The sequence below is a fragment of the Microcoleus sp. F10-B2 genome, assembly GCF_036704965.1.
Lineage (GTDB): Bacteria > Cyanobacteriota > Cyanobacteriia > Cyanobacteriales > Microcoleaceae > Microcoleus.
Genome location: NZ_JAUBTB010000042.1, coordinates 1 through 17,117 on the forward strand (window position 1 = coordinate 1; position 17,117 = coordinate 17,117).

At 46.3% G+C, this 17,117-nt stretch carries 16 protein-coding genes and 1 pseudogene; 7 read left to right on the plus strand and 10 right to left on the minus strand.

The features are described from left to right. Window positions 1-36 precede the first annotated feature (36 nt). Window positions 37-378 carry a hypothetical protein gene (locus tag QUA99_RS17395; protein WP_333238964.1) on the minus strand — a complete coding sequence of 114 codons (342 nt, stop codon included), beginning with the start codon at window positions 376-378 and terminating at the stop codon, window positions 37-39. Window positions 379-403: 25 nt separating this feature from the next. Next, window positions 404-487, minus strand: a pseudogene (locus QUA99_RS33185) (LysR family transcriptional regulator); the annotation flags it as partial. Window positions 488-844: 357 nt separating this feature from the next. Between QUA99_RS33185 and QUA99_RS17400 the strand changes: the two are divergent. The 4 genes from QUA99_RS17400 (at window position 845) to QUA99_RS17415 (ending at window position 5,222) form a co-directional block, all read left to right on the plus strand. After that, window positions 845-1,525, plus strand: a complete 681-nt coding sequence (locus QUA99_RS17400; protein WP_333238966.1) for a type 1 glutamine amidotransferase domain-containing protein — start codon at window positions 845-847, stop codon at window positions 1,523-1,525. Between the two features lie 606 nt (window positions 1,526-2,131). Continuing rightward, on the plus strand, window positions 2,132-3,496 hold the full coding sequence (locus QUA99_RS17405) for a P-loop NTPase fold protein (protein ID WP_333238968.1): 1,365 nt from the start codon (window positions 2,132-2,134) through the stop codon (window positions 3,494-3,496). A 167-nt stretch (window positions 3,497-3,663) separates the two neighbouring features. Then, window positions 3,664-4,683, plus strand: coding sequence for a shikimate dehydrogenase (locus tag QUA99_RS17410; protein WP_333238970.1), 1,020 nt, complete (start codon window positions 3,664-3,666; stop codon window positions 4,681-4,683). Window positions 4,684-4,790: 107 nt separating this feature from the next. Beyond that, on the plus strand, window positions 4,791-5,222 hold the full coding sequence (locus QUA99_RS17415; RefSeq protein ID WP_333238972.1) for a hypothetical protein: 432 nt from the start codon (window positions 4,791-4,793) through the stop codon (window positions 5,220-5,222). Between the two features lie 368 nt (window positions 5,223-5,590). On the opposite strand, the gene QUA99_RS17420 is transcribed toward QUA99_RS17415, so the two are convergent. From QUA99_RS17420 to QUA99_RS17430, 3 genes are all read right to left on the minus strand, one after another. After that, the gene (locus tag QUA99_RS17420; protein ID WP_333238974.1) at window positions 5,591-5,878 is read right to left on the minus strand and encodes a YggT family protein; all 288 of its coding nucleotides are present in this window, start codon (window positions 5,876-5,878) and stop codon (window positions 5,591-5,593) included. Window positions 5,879-6,105: 227 nt separating this feature from the next. Next, window positions 6,106-6,429 carry a hypothetical protein gene (locus QUA99_RS17425; protein ID WP_015175618.1) on the minus strand — a complete coding sequence of 108 codons (324 nt, stop codon included), beginning with the start codon at window positions 6,427-6,429 and terminating at the stop codon, window positions 6,106-6,108. Window positions 6,430-6,510: 81 nt separating this feature from the next. After that, a complete protein-coding gene (locus tag QUA99_RS17430; RefSeq protein ID WP_333238976.1) occupies window positions 6,511-6,876 on the minus strand; it encodes a YkgJ family cysteine cluster protein in 366 nt (121 codons plus the stop codon). Window positions 6,877-7,366: 490 nt separating this feature from the next. Here QUA99_RS17430 and psb30 point away from each other — a divergent pair, with 490 nt between their 5' ends. Then, entirely contained in the window at window positions 7,367-7,507 is a 141-nt protein-coding gene (gene psb30, locus QUA99_RS17435; protein ID WP_332961075.1) for a photosystem II reaction center protein Ycf12/Psb30, read from the plus strand. A 106-nt stretch (window positions 7,508-7,613) separates the two neighbouring features. Here the strand turns inward: psb30 and recJ are convergent, their stop codons facing one another. Beyond that, a complete protein-coding gene (gene recJ / locus QUA99_RS17440) occupies window positions 7,614-9,695 on the minus strand; it encodes a single-stranded-DNA-specific exonuclease RecJ (RefSeq protein ID WP_333238978.1) in 2,082 nt (693 codons plus the stop codon). A 367-nt stretch (window positions 9,696-10,062) separates the two neighbouring features. Between recJ and QUA99_RS17445 the strand changes: the two genes are divergently transcribed. Beyond that, window positions 10,063-10,968, plus strand: coding sequence for a bestrophin family ion channel (locus tag QUA99_RS17445; RefSeq protein WP_333238980.1), 906 nt, complete (start codon window positions 10,063-10,065; stop codon window positions 10,966-10,968). A 73-nt stretch (window positions 10,969-11,041) separates the two neighbouring features. On the opposite strand, the gene lnt is transcribed toward QUA99_RS17445, so the two are convergent. The 3 genes from lnt to QUA99_RS17460 form a co-directional block, all read right to left on the minus strand. After that, a complete protein-coding gene (gene lnt, locus QUA99_RS17450; RefSeq protein WP_333238982.1) occupies window positions 11,042-12,736 on the minus strand; it encodes an apolipoprotein N-acyltransferase in 1,695 nt (564 codons plus the stop codon). A 327-nt stretch (window positions 12,737-13,063) separates the two neighbouring features. Continuing rightward, a complete protein-coding gene (gene psbA / locus QUA99_RS17455; protein WP_333238984.1) occupies window positions 13,064-14,146 on the minus strand; it encodes a photosystem II q(b) protein in 1,083 nt (360 codons plus the stop codon). A gap of 549 nt (window positions 14,147-14,695) precedes the next feature. Beyond that, entirely contained in the window at window positions 14,696-15,043 is a 348-nt protein-coding gene (locus tag QUA99_RS17460) for a histidine triad nucleotide-binding protein (RefSeq protein WP_333238986.1), read from the minus strand. 234 nt (window positions 15,044-15,277) lie between these two features. On the opposite strand from QUA99_RS17460, the gene QUA99_RS17465 reads away from it, so the two are divergent. After that, on the plus strand, window positions 15,278-16,807 hold the full coding sequence (locus QUA99_RS17465; protein ID WP_333238987.1) for a YifB family Mg chelatase-like AAA ATPase: 1,530 nt from the start codon (window positions 15,278-15,280) through the stop codon (window positions 16,805-16,807). A gap of 22 nt (window positions 16,808-16,829) precedes the next feature. Here the strand turns inward: QUA99_RS17465 and QUA99_RS17470 are convergent, their stop codons facing one another. After that, the gene (locus tag QUA99_RS17470) at window positions 16,830-17,051 is read right to left on the minus strand and encodes a type II toxin-antitoxin system HicB family antitoxin (RefSeq protein WP_333238989.1); all 222 of its coding nucleotides are present in this window, start codon (window positions 17,049-17,051) and stop codon (window positions 16,830-16,832) included. Between the last annotated feature and the right edge of the window lie 66 nt (window positions 17,052-17,117).

A 17,117-nucleotide genomic window follows, 5' to 3' on the forward strand; every position in this document is an offset into this window, starting at 1 on the left:
GGCGCTCAAACCTTTATCTGATAAGGGTTTGACTGGCTACTTTGCGCCTCGTGACAGCTTCGCTATTTCTGGGCCAAATAGCAGTTGACATTCAATATCCGATCGAGTAAGTTTTTGAGTAGCAATTACAATGTCTAGTTTTCCTGCTTTGAGTAGTTGTATTAACTCGGGCGTTAACCCAAATTGCACGGTGTAAAAAGTGCGATCGTCCTGCGGTAGTCGATCGAGAATTCGTTCTGTAACAAATTCTTCCGGCGTACCGATTATGATGGTTTGCGGAGTTTGGGCTGTTGAGTTTTTGTGGGGAAGTGATGCAAGTTTCTCGATCGCACCAGCAATTTGAGTATACAGTATTTGTCCCGCTTCCGTGGGAACCATTCGCCTCGGAGTCCTTTGAAACAAGGGATTTTCCCAAAGCTGACTCTAGGGCTGCGACCTGTTGGCTAACAGCCGGTTGCGTGAGGTGGAGGACTTGCGTCGCCCCGATACGGTTCCGACGCGGTAAACCTCAATAAAGCTGCGATAACATTGAAAGTTAATCATATAGCAGAACTAAGAAGGAATCAGGAATCAGGGAAAGCAATTCCCCCCAATCGTTTCAGCAATTAAGAACGCGGTAATAACCTTGGCGGTTGCTATAAAGAGATTTATATTTACCCAATAATTTGATAATTTGTATTCTAGATAAATTCGGTCTATAGCAATCCTTGCAGGAGTCGTAAATTTTTTACCCCACCCCAACCCTCCCCTTAGCAAGGGGAGGGAGTAAGAAATTCACAAATGATTTAGGATTGCTATAGGATGAAAACAACAGGCACAAAGACATTCGCAAAAGGAATAAACTATGACTGGCCAAAAAGTTCTGATTGTTTTAACCAGCCACGATACACTTGGCGACACTGGTAAAGAAACGGGTTTTTATCTCGCAGAGGTGACTCATCCATTGGACGCATTTACTCAGGCGGGATTAACGGTAGATTTTGTCAGTCCAAAAGGCGGCAAAGCTCCAATGGTTGGAATTGATTTAGAAGACCCGCTCAATAAGGCTTTTTTAGACGATTCCGAGCAGGTTTTTCGAGTTGAAAATACGCTCAATCCCGCACAAATTGATTCCGCAGAATACAGCGCTATTTTTTATGCTGGCGGACACGGGACGATGTGGGATTTTCCCGATCATCAAGAACTCGCTGAGATTGCTGCTGCTATTTACGAAGCAGGCGGCATTGTGGGCGCTGTCTGTCACGGGCCGGCCGGGTTAGTCAATATTAAGTTATCTGATGGCGAATATTTGGTTGCTAACAAGACTGTGGCTGCTTTTACTAATGAAGAGGAAGCGGCTGTGGGACTGACTGAAATAGTGCCGTTTTTGCTGGAGTCGAAATTAATTGAACGCGGGGCTAATTTTACGAAAGTTCCTAATTTTCAGGCTCATGTTGTTGCCAGCGACAGGCTCGTCACAGGCCAAAACCCCGCTTCCGCAGCAGGTGTCGGTCACAAAATGGTAGAATTGATCGAAAATAAGTAGATCCAAAAAATATCACACACAGAAACTCGGTTTTTTAAACAACACCTTCGCGCCTCAGCCAAAATGCTCTAGGAGAGTAGGTTGGTTTGAGGCATTCGTACCCCACCTATTCTGAAAATGGCGAAGGTATTACAGCATATTCCATGTAGGTGTAGTACAAAGAAACCGGGTTTCGAGCAACAGAATCATTACCAGAGGCGAGAATGTAAAGAAACCCGGTTAGGAGTGTGTATTTCATCAACCTGGAATACGCTGTATTTAAAAAATCTGGTTCGGGATACCTAATTACTACCTGTTTTGGTTTATTCGGTTAACCGTACTCAAATAACCACTTTTATCCGAGAACATTACTGCTAAATTTTCGTCTGCGATGTCGATTAATTAGCGCTCGCTGTACAAATATAAATTACTTAGTTATGGGTATGAGTGAATATGATTTATTCCAGCAGGCAAAAATTAAGTATAATTTGGGAGTGCTAGTTGAGGGAAAAATCGAGATATTGAACGCCCATAAAACATTAGAATAAGTTGAGAATGTGTGCTGATTATTACCATATCGAAACGAATAAGCTATTAGGGCATAATGTAGTTTTGAGCGAACAGGGTATGGAACTAAATTTACAGAAATTTTATAAAGCTTGCAATCCCAGCTACACGCTAGCAGTAGCAAATCCAGAAGACAGACAATACTATATCGATTTTTCTTCAGTGCGGGGCGGCACAATTGTGGAACAATTGGAGCGCACCATCAGCCGCCTGTCCCCCGATGCACCTACCTGTCAATTATTCACGGGTCACATCGGCTCGGGTAAATCAACAGAATTGCTGCGGCTGCAAGCTCAATTGCAGCAACAAGGATTTCATGTTGTTTACTTTGAGTCGAGTAAAGACTTAGACATGGCAGATGTAGATATCACTGACATTTTGTTGAGCGTTGCTCGTCAGGTGAGCGAAAGCATCGAGAAAATGAAAATAAAGCTGCAACCGACGGGTTTTAAAGCTTTGCTCAAAGGGGTTGCTGATGTTTTTCAAACTCAAATAGATTTGAGGGCTGAAGCTAATGTCCCTGGTTTTGGGGAAATCAATGCCAGCACGGAGGGAGAATTTTCTCTGGCGTTGGGAATTGGCAAAATTACTGCTAAAGCGAAAGATGCTCCGAATCTGCGATCGGAGTTGAGGCAATATTTGGAGCCGCGAACTAACGTAATTTTAGATGCGCTTAATAAGGAGTTGCTAGAACCGGCTAACCAAGAACTGAAACGCCAAGGGAAGCAAGGACTTGTGGTAATTATCGACAATCTCGATCGCATACACCTGTGCGCGAAACCGACGGGGCGGCTGCAGCCGGAATACTTGTTTGTCGATCGCGGCGAACAGTTGGCAAGACTAAATTGCCACGTCGTGTATACAATTCCTTTGGTGCTGATTTTCTCTAACGATTTGGGCCAGTTGACCAATCGGTTTGGGGTCGATCCGAAGGTTTTGCCGATGGTTCCGGTGCAGTTGAGCGACGGTTCTGAGTGTTCTGAGGGTGTGGAATTGCTGCGGCAGATGGTTCTGGCGCGGGCTTTTCCTACGGTGCACCCTTCGCAGCGCTATGCTTTGGTGGACCAAGTTTTCGACTCTGCGGAAACTCTCGATCGCCTGTGTCGAGTCAGCGGGGGTCATGTCCGCAATTTGCTGCAACTGCTGTATAGCTGTCTGCAAAAACAAGACCCTCCTCTGTCGCGGGAAACTTTGGAAAATGTGATCGTCCAGCGCCGCCACCAGCTTACTTTGGCGATCGAACCTGATGAGTGGCAATTGCTGCGCCAAGTATCCGCTAGCAAAACTGTGAGTGGGGAAACTAAATACCAAATCTTGCTGCGGAGTCTCTGGGTGTTTGAATACCGTTACGGCGAAGATTATTGGTTTGATGTCAATCCGATTTTGGCAGACGCCAAGGAGTTTCGGGAAACGGTTGACAGTTGACGGTTGACAGTCACTCGGCGATTGAAATCGCTGTCGCGAGTCAAACGAAGTTCGAGCAGAGGGTGAGTAAAGAATAAGGGCGTTATTGTAGCAGGATTTGGTATGAAAACTAACAACACTCAACAGTCAACCGTTAACAGTCAACCGTCAACAGTGAACTCACAAAAATGATTAAAGGCACTACTAAACTATTGGGAGTAATTGGTCATCCCGTCGAACATTCTCTGTCGCCGGCGATGCACAATGCTGCTATTTCCCATTTGGGAGTCGATTTTGTTTACCTGCCGTTTCCGGTAAAACCAGGGGATTTAAAAGCTGCTATTGCAGGATTTGCGGCGATCGGCGTTCGGGGATTTAGCATCACGATTCCGCACAAACAAGCAATTTTACCCCTACTGTCGTCCGTTTCCCCGATCGCCCGAGCGATCGGCGCAGTCAATACTGTATACCTGACTGACAAAGGTTGGTGCGGCACAAATACTGACGTTGAAGGCTTTCTCGCACCGCTGCAAACCCCCCCAACCCCCCCTTACCAAGAGGGGGCTAAAGACTCAATTTCTGCTTTAGAAAGGGGCAATACGGCTGTTGAATCCTGTCCCCCCCCTTACCAAGGGGGGGCTAGGGAAGTTCAATCTGATTCCCCCCCTTACCAAGGGGGGGCGAGGGGGGGTTCCGATTGGAGTCAAAAAGTAGCGGTAATTTTGGGGAATGGCGGGGCGGCGAGGGCTGTTGTGGCTGGATGCGCTCAATTGGGATGTGCAGAGATTCACGTTGTCGGCCGCAGCGAACAAAATTTAGCGGAATTTCAGCAGAGTTGGGTCAATTGTCCGATGCCGGTGCAGAATTTGCAGGTGCATACTTGGGAGAATTTGTCAATGTTAATTTCGCAGGCAGATTTGCTGGTGAACACGACGCCTGTGGGGATGTATCCGCAGGGGGAAAAGTCGCCGGTGGCGGCTGGTGAGCTCGATCGAATGAAAGCAGGTGCGATCGTCTACGATTTAATTTACACCCCTAATCCTACCCAGTTTCTCAAAGATGCGCAGCTTCGCGGGGCGCAAGCTATTGACGGACTCCCCATGCTAGTTCAACAAGGAGCAGCAGCCTTAAAAATTTGGCTGAACAAAGAATCCGTCCCAGTCGATGTGATGCGGCAAGCCTTGCGACAGCATTTAGGCCTCGACTAATGCCATTGCTTAAAAAAGTAGCTGTAGTTTTCAGAATTCCTATAACTAGGAATTCGATCGTGAATTCGCGCTAAGCTGAGAATTAAAATATACTTGCGCTGCAATTTATGAAATTTCGAGCTATCAGCCTTTTTTTTGCTACTTGCCTGATCGGAATTTTTAGTTTGGTATTCACTCCACCTGCTTGGGCTCTGACGCAGATTAAACTTTCCGACCTTTCTTATCGCGAATGTCCGGCAGAGATGGCAGAAGGAACAGTCACCAGCGGCAGTTCTATGGAAGCTAACTGCTTTTTGATTACTGGGAAAGCTGAAAATAGCACGGGCAAACCAGTTGTCAATGCCGATATTTTCGGCCGCATTTATGATGCTGACGACAATCCGGTGATGCAAAACCGGACTCGGTTGGGTTCTATAGAAGAAGTTCCTCCCGGAATTAGCGATTTTCAGCTCAGAATTTCGGTTGCCGCCAATCAACGAACACCTTTGAAGCTCAAGCAATTTAAAGCTACAGGTTTTACTGGCGTGGTTCGCCGCTAACGAAACTCTTGGAGATTTTAGATTGCTGATTTGAGATTTTGGGTTGGGTGCCGGTGAAACCGCTATGCAGTTTGAGATTTGAGATTTGAGATTTGATATCGTTTCCGGTTGGATGGGAATGATAAAGTCAAGGTCAATAATTCCACATTTCCCCACTCCCCACTCCCCACTCCCCATCATTCCGGTAACACCGGAATTGATAGGAGATTATTGAGTGGCTGGCAATTTCTCATTTCTCATGTACGATGAACTCCCCAGCTTTTCAACCGGGGAGTTCATCTAAAAAGGTCAAATCTAAAATTTAGTTGCCTGCTGCTACGTCTGCCAAAGAATTTACGCTTGATGCTTAAAAAATTAAGCTTTTCTAACTAAAATGCTGTTTGCAAGCTGGTCAAAAGACCGATCAAGAATTCCGAGCCGAACTGAAGTACAAAAAACGCAATCAGCGGCGAAAAGTCAATCCCTCCTAAGGGGGGAATAATCGAGCGGAATAGATTCAGGTAAGGGTCTGTTAACTGACTCAAGATTGAAAACGGGGGGTCGTACCAATTGATATTCGGGAACCAGCTTAACAGCACCCGAAAAATCATTAGGACTACATAGATTTGCAGAAATGTGGACAGCGTGGTTGCCAAAAGGCCTATGGAATAACTCATATATTCTCGTTGAAGTTTGAGTAAAGTTTACAGACACTTTAACTTAAAGTTTAGCATAGGTGGGGGAGAGGGTGAGCATGAGGCTGTTTGCGGGCGCGCTAGAAGAGCGGCGGCCACAATAAAACTCGCTCTTGGCTTCACAGGCCAGAAAGGCCCGTCAAGCGAGAATGGTGCTGGGGGCGCGAGTTGCCAGCATCTGCCCGACTAATCTCAAATCTTAAATTGAGTTAGGAGTCTGGGGCGATCGAACCCTCGCTGCCCGGCGCCGGCGCGTTCCCGTTTACGTCGCCGAGTTGCAGCCGCACGTCATCTATTGCCTGATTTAGCTGGGCAATTTTATCTTCTAAACTCAGCCTCGCTACTTCCATTCCTTCGGCTTCGAGTTGGCTGGCTTTCCTCTGGCGGATTTTTCTGGTTTTTGTGTCTGAAGGTTCACTCAGCAAAGCTTCAGCAGCGCGCCGCGACAGCACCGCGCCCAAAACTGCACCCACCAAGCCGCCAACTGCAGCTCCGGCAATAAATCCCCCTGTAAAACCCTCTCGATTGCTCATGGCTCAACTCAACTGCGCGATATTTCTTTGATTTGTTTATTTTGACACTCTCCCGGTGAGAAACCTGGAGATAGTTAGTTGTCAGTCAGGTAAGGCGAGAATTCCGACTTCAGAGTTAAAGCGGATCATCTCCAAAGATCGATCGCCATAAAGATCTTCAATGTGTTCCAAGCAGCAGTCGATCGCGAAATCGTTCAATTCAGCAGGCTCAACGCCGTACATTTCCTCAAAGACCTCTGAGTCTACCCGACAAAAGCGCGGTCGATCGGGATAAATTCCGCATTCTCGCGTCGCTTTGTCAAAATTGATACACCAACCGTCGTCTCCGACTAAGCTCAAGTAGAGCGCTAATTCGTCTTCAGATAAATACTCGTCTAAGTCAGGGCGTTCTGTTGGGTCGAGGTAACAACAAGCACCGCACTGCTTTACGCAACGCCAAGTAGCCATAGTTTGATTTTAGATTTTAGATTTTAGATTTTAGATTTTAGATTCGGCTCGTTATGTGGAAAATCCCAAACTTTAGGAGATTGGGGCTCCTCAAGTATATCAATTGCCAGCGCCGGAGGCGGATCTCCGAAGGGGCGGTGCGATTTTAGATTTTAGATTTTTGATTCGGATCGCTTTGCGGGAAGGGGCATCAAGTCCCCGGTTCCCTGTGACCAAGACTTTCAAAGGTGGTACCCGCCACGTGATTTATCCGTGGAATCAATCCAAAATCGAAAATTGAAAATCCTTGCGTCCCCCGAATTTATCCCTGGGGTCAATCCAAAATCTAAAATCTAAAATCTAAAATCGAATGACTGGGAGGTCGATCGTAGTTTACATTTTGTTGAATTTTGTAAAGTTCCTTAAAAAACAGGGACAATAGCCCGGTAAAATCAGAAGCGGATTTTCTAATTCAACAATCTAGACTTAATCACTACAGTCAGGAGGACACATGGACTTTATAACCGATCTTTTCAGCGGCCTGGGCGGTGTAAACTACCAACTCATTGTTCAGGTAGCTTTACTCGCAGCCGTCGTGCTTTCGGGCCCGATCGTGATTTTTCTGCTGGCAGCTAGAGGCGGCGACCTGTAATTATAGCACGCTCCGGGGCGATCGAGAGTTGGGAGTTTGGAGTTTTAAATTATGCAAAATTCAAAACGCTCGATCGCCAATTTTTCCTGCTGCACGAGCTTTCTTATCAAATACCGAGGGCGCGTTTAGCAGTTTGAATCAAATTCTCAAAAAAAGGTAGAGATACATCAACTTCTCTAGCATCTTTGCGGGAGTTGCCCAACAAACCGATGTTTTGTCCGGGTGCAACAGCCAAAACTTGTCCTTGAGAGTTGCGAATTCTCAATTCCTCGATCGAGCCGGCCGGAGACAGACTGCAAGAATAAGTGCGATCGCAATAATCAAACTCAACTTTTCCGAACCTCGGTGGCCTGGAAGTAGCAGCATTTGCCGGTAGCCGAACGCCCAACAATTCTAACTCAACTGATGTCTTGCCATTAAAACTATTTTCCCGCAATCGGTAAGCAATATCAACCCGCCGAGGCAAAGGAAAATATTCGCCCCAACGCCAAGCAATCGCCTTCACACTAGCCGATAGTTTTCCATCTAGAGTTGCAGTTAGTTTAACGTGACCTCCTTTACCAACAATTTTCTGTTCAGTTATGCAAACATTAGGCGTCCAAAATACAGGAGCCTTATTCTCAATCCCGCAAGGTTCCAGAGCATCAATTTGTCGGTAAAGGTCGAGATTAATCTCAGCCAAATCCGCTCGCACGTCTACTGAAACCAGCGGTTTTAGGTGTTCCGGCTGCAAACATTGATTGGCAAAAATTGACAGTTGATTGCGGAATTGTTCGAGGTTGTCAGCAAGCATCGAAAAACCGCCCGCCGCTTTGTGTCCGCCAAATTTAGTTAATAAATCCGCGCAAAAATTCAGGGCGTCAAATACATTAAACTCAGGAATTCCCCTCGCCGAACCCCTGACAATTTTATGGGCAACCTCCCCTACAGCCTCATCCTCAAAAGTACCGATAAACACAGGTACGCCGTAGCGTTCCACTAACCGAGAAGCTACAATCCCGATCACCCCGTGGTGCCAACCGGGCTGCACGACAACTAAAACCCGTTCTTGCTGCAAGTCTATCGCCCTTTCCTCGCACCAAGCAATGGCTTCCTGCTCAATTTCCTGGCACAACTCCTGCCTGCGCTGATTGATTTGTTCGCACTGCATTGCGTTTTTGAGAGCCAATTCGCGATCGTCCGCAGTCAGCAACTCTATCACAATTTGAGGGTCAGCCAGCCGCCCCACAGCATTGATCCGGGGCCCGAGCCTAAAACCAATATCTTCAGGCTTTAAGGAATTATTAGTTTTATTTTGCGAGTTAAGAATTGAGGGACTTTCCGCACTTTCCGGCTGCACTCCAGCCACCTGAATTAAAGCCTGAATACCCGCCAATTGCGAGTGAGGCAACAGCCGCAAACCACGCTTCACCCAGCGTCGGTTAACTCCTGTCAAAGGCGCTAAATCCGCAATAGTTCCTAAAGTAAATAACTCCAGCAGCGGATTCACCAACCCGCCAACTTTTTGCATATCTTGAGCCAAAGTAATCGCCAAAACATAAGCAACGCCTACGCCAGCCAAACCGCGATAAGGTGAAGATTCAGCAATTAATTTTGGGTTGAGAATAGCATCGGCAGGTGGCAGTTTTGGCGGCAAATCGTGGTGGTCTGTAATAATAACTTTGACACCGAGTTCTCGCGCTCTGGCAACCGGGCCGTAAGCTGCAATTCCGTTGTCAACCGTGAGAATGAGAGCGACACCTTCGGAGTGAAATTCTTCTACAATGCGATCGTTAATCCCGTAACCTTCTCGCATCCGGCTGGGAATAGCATAATCCACATTCGCCCCCAGAGTCCTCAGAGCTCGCAACAACAAAGCCGTGCTCGTCATCCCGTCAGCATCGTAGTCGCCGCAAATCGCAATTTTTTGCCCTCCCGAAATCGCCTCCCGCAACAATTTGACACTCGCAGCCAAATCTGGAAACTCATCGGTTGGCGCGGGCAAAACCAGAGATTCCGGTTCGATAAACCCTTGCACTTCTTTAACAGAATCTATGCCGCGGTTAATCAGCACCTGTGCTAGCAAGGGCGACAAACCGATTTCGGCGGCAAACTGTTCGGCTTGCTGCGTTTGAGGCGAATAAATTTGCCACCGTTGGTTCGGCAATCGGTGAAAATGCGGAGGCACAGATGTCGGTAGCTCTTGCACGGAAGCTGAGGTTTAAAGATACATGATTAATCTTACCGAATTAAGTGCCTCAGTCAATCAATTTTAGATTTTAGATTTTAGATTTTAGATTGATGCTGATGAGTTTTTTGGTTAAAATCCAAAGGTTGTTTGTAGGAAAGCTTTTTTCGGAAGCTCTCACCCCACCCAAATAGGGATACAAGCGCTGACAGCAGTCGTGGAGACCAAAAAATTTTAGACCAAAGTTCAAACCCCCCAGATTTATCTGTGGAGTCAATCTAAAATCTTGAATCTCCAATCGACTGGCGGGAGTCGAAGAACTAAGTCTAGCAGGTATTTGCGACACCCGAGCTAGGGCGCAGAGTGCTAATTTAAGGAGGAGACTTGCATGAGTGACGATCGACCGTCGTGGTTTAAAGTTGTAATACAGGTTCGAGGGTCTGTCATTCCCTCCATTTTGCCCCGCGTTTTGCTGTGCGGCGGCTTTGGAGTTTTTATTTCCCTGCTGCACTTTTTTGAGTTGCCGGTTTCCCTGCCGATTTTGTCGAGTATTGTACCGAGCATTGTCCTGGGTTTACTGTTAGTTTTTCGGACAAATACAGCCTACGAAAGATTTTGGGAAGGTCGAAAATTTTGGGGCACGTTAATCAACAATGTCCGCAACTTGGCGCGCCAAATCTGGGTAGCCATTGAGGAAAAAGATCCGCAGGATATCACACTGAAAAAGTTTGCCCTGCGCCTGTTACCTGCCTTTGCAGTGGCGATGAAACTGCACTTGCGGCAAGAATCTGTAAATCCAGAATTGGAGCCGTTAATGTCCCCAGCCCAGTACCAAAAGCTCAAGTCGATGAACAATCCGCCCCTAGAAATTGCCTTTTGGATTGAGGATTACTTGCACGAGCAGTATGAGGGCAATTGTGTTGATGTCTATCAGTTAACTGCTATGAAGGAGTTGCTCAACTCTATGATTGATGTACTAGGCGGCTGCGAGCGGATTTTGAAGACGCCTATCCCTTTGGCTTACGCGATTCACCTGAAACAACTATTGTTACTTTACTGTTTGGCACTGCCCTTTCAAATGGTGAACGATTTGACTTGGGGAACCGGCCCTATTGTGGCTTTAATTAGTTTTACTTTGTTCGGCATCGAAGAAATCGGCATTGAAATAGAAAATCCCTTCGGACACGATGCCAATGATTTGCCTTTGGACAATATTTGTGCTACCATGAAGCGCAATATCGATGATTTAATTTCTTTATCTCCTAGCGTTCACGAACACGTGAAAGATAAGTAGAGTCATTCGATTTTAGATTTGAGATTTGAGATTTTAGATTGGTATATAAAATCTAAAATCTCAAATATTTTGGTTAATTTCTAACACTCAACCGCATTAATCCAGCCAATACTAACAATACAGGGGTCAGCCAATCTCCCCACTGCACGTAGAAAGTCCGAGTTTGCCGCCGATAAATAGTAGCATCTCGGACTTCATATGTATTAATTCCCGACTTCCAAACCGTCTCGCCGCGAGGATTTACAAAAGCAGAGTAACCCGTATTAGTTGCGATAACTGCCCATCTATCAGTTTCAATTGCCCGCATTACATCGAGAGCATAGTGCTGAGCCAACATCGGCGGTTTGTAATGGGCATTGTTGGAAGCTGTGAGCATAAATTCGCCTCCATTCGCCGCCTGATATCGGAAAATTTCTGCAAAGGCCGAATCGTAACAAATTCCGACAATGGCGCGGCCAAACGGCGTATCAAACAATTGTTGAGAATTGCCGGGTGCTAAATGAGCATCTAAGGGAGAAAGCCGATTAATAATCCCGCCTAAGATTTCGTAAAAAGGGATATATTCGCCTAAAGGCACTAGCTTTAGTTTATCGTAGCGGCCGACAATTTCTCCCGCGCGATCGATCGCCAATAAGCTGTTAGTGATACTATTCTCTTGCTGTCCGAATCCTCCCACCCAAGCCACAACGCCGCGCTCGAGTATAGCTTGGTAAAAAGAAAGAGTAGAACGCTGATACTCGTTTGTCCAGATAAAAGGCAAAGCTGTCTCTGGAATTAACACAGCATCGACTTTCCTGTCTGCTAGCTGTTTGTATCCAGTGGTGTAACCTTCCAAAGCGCGCCCCCAACCCCCTGAATCAAACTTAATCTCGTTAGGAATGTTGCCTTGAATAATGCCAATTTTTAAAGCGGTTGCAGCTTCTTGATTCAACGGGCGGTTGTATAAACTCCAGCCTGCAATATGCAAAATTAAACACAAACTCGCAGGCAAAATATAAGCAATCCAATTCTTCCTTTTTCCTTCTTCCTTCTTCCTTCTTCCTTCAATAAAAGCTTCGGCGATTAAGCCATTTACTGCTACAATTGCCGCTGTTACTGCACTGGGCCCGGAGAGTTGACCGAGGTGCAATATTGCTAAATTGTGGGGGCTTTGGGTATATGATAGGGATGTCCACCACAGCGAACCTGTACTCCAAATAGTTTCTAAGGCGCACCACAAAGCTGTGCCAATTAAAACGCGAGTTAACGCTGAAAATTGAGCTTTACCCCCCCCAGCCCCCCCTTGTAAAGGGGGGGAGTTAAGAATAAGAATTGAATTTTTGCCGGGTAAAGTTAGGGAGTTGAGAATTACAAATAGCCAGGCCCAAACGGCGACTAAGGCGGCTCCCCAGAGGGTGATGAATGCCCAGCAAAAAAGTGCGATCGCCAAACTCGGCCACCAAGGAACTCCCAACCAAGTCATCGGGTGAATTCCCATAATCCAAGATAAAGCTAATCCGTGATAGCCAATTCCCCAGAGTGAAGGAAGAAGCAAAAATGAATCAGGAAGGACAATAAATTTTGGTTTTTTTTGTGTTATTATTGGTCGTTCGTAACTAACAACCAAAACCCAGAGGGGAACTAGGGCTACCCAAGCGAACAGCCAAGCATTTACTGGTGCGGTTGTCAATCCCATCAAAATGCCGCTAAAAAGTGCGATCGCCCAGGCTAATGTTTGAGATTTATGAACCGCGAGTTTTTCAAATTTGTGCCTGTTAAATATCGCCACTTTGATGATTACTAAAAATAATAATTCTTAATCAATATATCAGATCGATCGGGAATAAAGAAGTTCCGCAACTAGCAATGTACGGGATGTAATATCAACTCCGGTAGCATCGGAATTAATATTACCCACAGTCAGGACACGGCAGTGCCGTGTCCCTACCCCACTTTATTGTAGGGACACGGCACTGCCGTGTCCTCAGTATCGTTCCGATGCAACCGGAAACGATATAACACATTCAACCGAAGGAAATCTATCAAATTCTACTTGCCAAAACAAAAAGCGCCCCTATTTCTAGGAGCGCTTTTTGTTATTAATCAAAAGCTAAATTTAGCCGTTGATGGAAGGAGCAACCATTGCTACAGGGGTGACATCACCAGCGGCCAAGTCAAGCGGGAAGTTGTGAGCATTGCGCTCGTGCATCACTTCCATACCCAAGTTTGCGCGGTTGATCACATCAGCCCAAGTGTTGATGACGCGACCTTGCGAGTCGATAATCGATTGGTTGAAGTTGAAACCGTTGAGGTTGAAGGCCATCGTGGAAATACCCAAAGCGGTCAACCAGATACCGACAACTGGCCATGCACCTAAAAAGAAGTGCAAAGAACGGCTGTTGTTAAAGCTCGCGTATTGGAAGATCAAACGACCGAAGTAGCCGTGGGCCGCGACGATGTTGTAGGTTTCTTCTTCTTGACCGAATTTGTAACCGTTGTTTTGCGATTCGCTTTCGGTTGTCTCGCGAACCAAAGAAGAGGTAACTAAAGAACCGTGCATTGCAGAGAACAAAGAACCACCGAAGACACCAGCTACTCCCAACATATGGAAGGGGTGCATCAGGATGTTGTGCTCGGCTTGGAACACGATCATGAAGTTGAATGTGCCGGAGATACCCAAGGGCATACCGTCAGAAAAGCTGCCTTGTCCGATCGGATAAATCAAGAATACTGCGGTAGCAGAGGCCACAGGTGCAGAGTAGGCTACGCAGATCCAAGGACGCATTCCTAAGCGGTAGCTCAGTTCCCACTGACGGCCCATGTAGCAAAAAATGCCGATGAGGAAGTGGAAAACTACGAGCTGGTAAGGGCCGCCGTTGTACAACCACTCATCGAGGGAAGCTGCTTCCCAGATGGGGTAGAAGTGAAGCCCGATCGCGTTTGATGAAGGAACAACAGCACCAGTAATGATGTTGTTGCCGTACATCAAGGAACCTGCTACTGGTTCGCGGATGCCGTCGATGTCCACTGGAGGAGCAGCTACGAAGGCGATGATGTAACAGACGGTGGCTGTCAGCAGAGTAGGAATCATCAGACTCCCGAACCAACCCACATAAATGCGGTTATCCGTGCTAGTTACCCACTCGCAGTAACGTTCCCAAACGTTGGCGTTTTCACGACGCTGTAAGGTTGTTGTCATTTGGTTTATGATTGCTTAATTGAATTTTCAAGGTTCGTTGTGGGGATGTCCCACGCTTATATTAGTAACATCATTCGCTAAAGTTTGCCAAGGGATTAGCGGTTACTATTTAAATATTTTACAAACTTTTACAAAAGCTTGATTTTTAGTAAATTCTTGTAATTTTTTACAAAGTAATATTACACGCCTAACGGGTTAAATATAGCGACCTGAAGAACTGAATCTATTATATTTAGGTTGGTTCAGGAGTTTGAAAAAATTATTTTTGTTCAGAGCAATCCTCTTTCTATTTAAAGATATCTTAATTAGGTATTGAAGAGATTATTTTTAATATTTATTCACATATTACTGGTGGATGCGGTGAGCGTAAATTTTTATCTGGAGAATACTGAAAACCGGGTTTCTAGTGCGATCGAACTGCATTGTCAATAAGATCCAATCAACCGGGTTGATTGACGAAAAAAGAAACCCGGTTTCTGAGGCGCTTGGCAATAGAAATCAACCGGGTTTCTGAGGATGAGTCCGCAATTTCTGCGTAAAAATTAGCCTTTAGCCTGGAGGCCAGTTCATGTGCCGTCCGCCGAGAATGTGAAGGTGCAGGTGGTCTACAGTTTGACCGCCGTCGCTGCCGGTATTAATGACGACGCGATAGCCGTTGCTGAGTCCGAGTTGTTCTGCTACGCGCTTGACAGTCAGCAGCAGGTGTCCCATGAGATCGCGATCTTCCGACTCGGCATCGGCTAATTTGGCAATAGGCTGTTTGGGAATGACGAGGATGTGGACGGGTGCTTGCGGATTGATATCTCTGAAGGCGAGGGCCAAGTCGTCCTCATAAACGATGTCTGCCGGAATCTCTTTGCGGATGATTTTGCTGAAAAGCGTTTCTTGAGTTGTCATGGGTGTTAACGAAGTTCGGCAACGGATTGTGTAACGGATGTAACGGATGTAACGGATGTAACGGATGTAACGGATGTAACGGATTTCGGGAAGAGGGAAGACGCAGCAGGAGAAAAGGAACAAGAGAAAAGGAAGAGGCAAGAAAAGTTTTTCTTACCTCTTCCGATATTCATTAGTCATTGTTAATCATAATAGATGATGAATCAAGGACAGGCAAATTAAGGATAAAGAAAAATGCTTGCTAGGGTTTGGAGTGCATCGATCGTAGGAATTGACGCGGTAAAGGTGGGTGTCGAGGCTGATGTATCGGGGGGACTGCCGAAAATTGTGGTTGTGGGGTTGCCGGATTCTGCGGTGCAAGAAGCTAAAGAAAGGGTTAAGGCGACGCTAAAAAATTCGGGATATGCTTTTCCGATGCGGAGTATTGTGATTAATTTGACTCCGGCAGATTTGCGGAAGGAAGGGCCGAGTTTTGATTTGCCGATCGCCATTGGCATTTTAGCAGCCTCGGAACAAGTCAGCGCTGAACTTTTGGGAGATCATTTGTTTTTAGGGGAACTCTCTTTAGATGGAAGTTTGCGGGCTGTGGCTGGGGTTTTGCCGATCGCCGCTGCTGCACGAGAAATGGGTATTTCGGGATTGATTGTACCGGCTGCTAATGCAGCAGAAGCGGCTTTGGTACACGGAATATCTGTTTATGGTTTTGAAAATATTTTTGCAGTTACTGATTTTTTAAACAATCCTAATGTGTATTCGCCGATAGAAGTAAACGGTCGAGAACAGTTAGCAAAAACGCGGTTTCCCGGTTTAGATTTAAAGGATGTCAAGGGACAAATTCACGCCCGCCGCGCTTTGGAAATAGCGGCCGCTGGCGGACACAATTTAATTTTTGTCGGGCCGCCTGGAAGCGGTAAAACTATGTTAGCGAGGCGTTTGCCGGGTATTTTGCCGCCGCTGACTTTTGAAGAAGCTTTGGATGTAACTCAAATTCATTCGGTGGCGGGGTTGTTGAAGGATAAGGGAAGTTTGGTGAGCGATCGGCCTTTTCGCAGTCCTCACCATTCGGCATCGGGGCCTTCTTTGGTAGGTGGCGGCAGTTTTCCGCGTCCGGGTGAAATTTCTTTAGCACATAGGGGCATCCTTTTTCTCGATGAATTAACTGAGTTTAAAAGAGATGTTTTGGAGTTTTTGCGGCAACCGCTGGAAGATGGTTATGTGACGATTTCTCGAACTAGACAATCGGTGATGTTTCCGGCGCAATTCACATTAGTTGCAAGTACGAATCCTTGCGCTTGCGGTTATTACGGCGATTCGATTCAACAGTGTACTTGTTCGCCGCAAAAGAGGGAGCAATATTGGGCAAAACTTTCGGGGCCTTTGATGGATCGGATTGATTTGCAAGTGGCGGTTAATCGTTTGAAACCGGAGGAAATTACGCGACAGCCGACTGGAGAGGAGTCGGAACCGGTGCGGGTGAGGGTGCAGCGGGCGCGGGAGATCGCAACTCGCCGTTTTCAGTCGGAATCTAGTTTGCGCTGCAATGCCCAGATGCAAAGCAGTCACATTAACAGATGGTGTCAGTTGGATGAGGCTTCTCGGAATTTATTGGAGATGGCGATTCGGAAATTGGGGCTTTCGGCGAGGGCTAGCGATCGAATTTTGAAGGTTGCTAGAACTATTGCTGATTTGTCGGGGGATGAAAGCTTGAAAACGAATCATGTGGGGGAGGCGGTTCAGTATCGGACGATCGATCGGATGCAGTAAGGGGGATTTGTGCGATCGTTTTTCAAGTCGTAAGTTGATATATTGCAGGTGGGTACTTGGGTTCGGGAATGGGTTTTCCCGCAGCTTTTGCAGCTTCCAGCCATGCTGTTTTAGCAATCTGTACTTCCTGCAAAGCTGATTCTGGGGTTTCGCCAAAAGCGGAACAGTATTTTAAATCAGGAATATCGGCAATGTAGCCTTCATCTGGGTTGCTGTAAAAAATATTGATGTGATAGTCTTTCATGATTCATCATCCTTAATTTTGAGCTATATCGTGTATTCCTGCTTCGTAAAATCCTTCTTCTTGAAG

Excerpts from the sequence above, each read along its gene's own strand:
- QUA99_RS17410 (WP_333238970.1), top strand. The coding sequence starts at position 3,664 with ATGATTAAAGGCACTACTAAACTATTGGGAGTAATTGGTCATCCCGTC.
- QUA99_RS17460 (WP_333238986.1), bottom strand. The coding sequence starts at position 15,043 with ATGACAACTCAAGAAACGCTTTTCAGCAAAATCATCCGCAAAGAGATT.
- QUA99_RS17445 (WP_333238980.1), top strand. The coding sequence starts at position 10,063 with ATGAGTGACGATCGACCGTCGTGGTTTAAAGTTGTAATACAGGTTCGA.
- QUA99_RS17430 (WP_333238976.1), bottom strand. The coding sequence starts at position 6,876 with ATGGCTACTTGGCGTTGCGTAAAGCAGTGCGGTGCTTGTTGTTACCTC.
- QUA99_RS17420 (WP_333238974.1), bottom strand. The coding sequence starts at position 5,878 with ATGAGTTATTCCATAGGCCTTTTGGCAACCACGCTGTCCACATTTCTG.
- QUA99_RS17405 (WP_333238968.1), top strand. The coding sequence starts at position 2,132 with ATGGAACTAAATTTACAGAAATTTTATAAAGCTTGCAATCCCAGCTAC.
- QUA99_RS17400 (WP_333238966.1), top strand. The coding sequence starts at position 845 with ATGACTGGCCAAAAAGTTCTGATTGTTTTAACCAGCCACGATACACTT.
- psbA (WP_333238984.1), bottom strand. The coding sequence starts at position 14,146 with ATGACAACAACCTTACAGCGTCGTGAAAACGCCAACGTTTGGGAACGT.
- QUA99_RS17470 (WP_333238989.1), bottom strand. The coding sequence starts at position 17,051 with ATGAAAGACTATCACATCAATATTTTTTACAGCAACCCAGATGAAGGC.
- psb30 (WP_332961075.1), top strand. The coding sequence starts at position 7,367 with ATGGACTTTATAACCGATCTTTTCAGCGGCCTGGGCGGTGTAAACTAC.
- QUA99_RS17395 (WP_333238964.1), bottom strand. The coding sequence starts at position 378 with ATGGTTCCCACGGAAGCGGGACAAATACTGTATACTCAAATTGCTGGT.
- QUA99_RS17415 (WP_333238972.1), top strand. The coding sequence starts at position 4,791 with ATGAAATTTCGAGCTATCAGCCTTTTTTTTGCTACTTGCCTGATCGGA.
- QUA99_RS17425 (WP_015175618.1), bottom strand. The coding sequence starts at position 6,429 with ATGAGCAATCGAGAGGGTTTTACAGGGGGATTTATTGCCGGAGCTGCA.
- QUA99_RS17465 (WP_333238987.1), top strand. The coding sequence starts at position 15,278 with ATGCTTGCTAGGGTTTGGAGTGCATCGATCGTAGGAATTGACGCGGTA.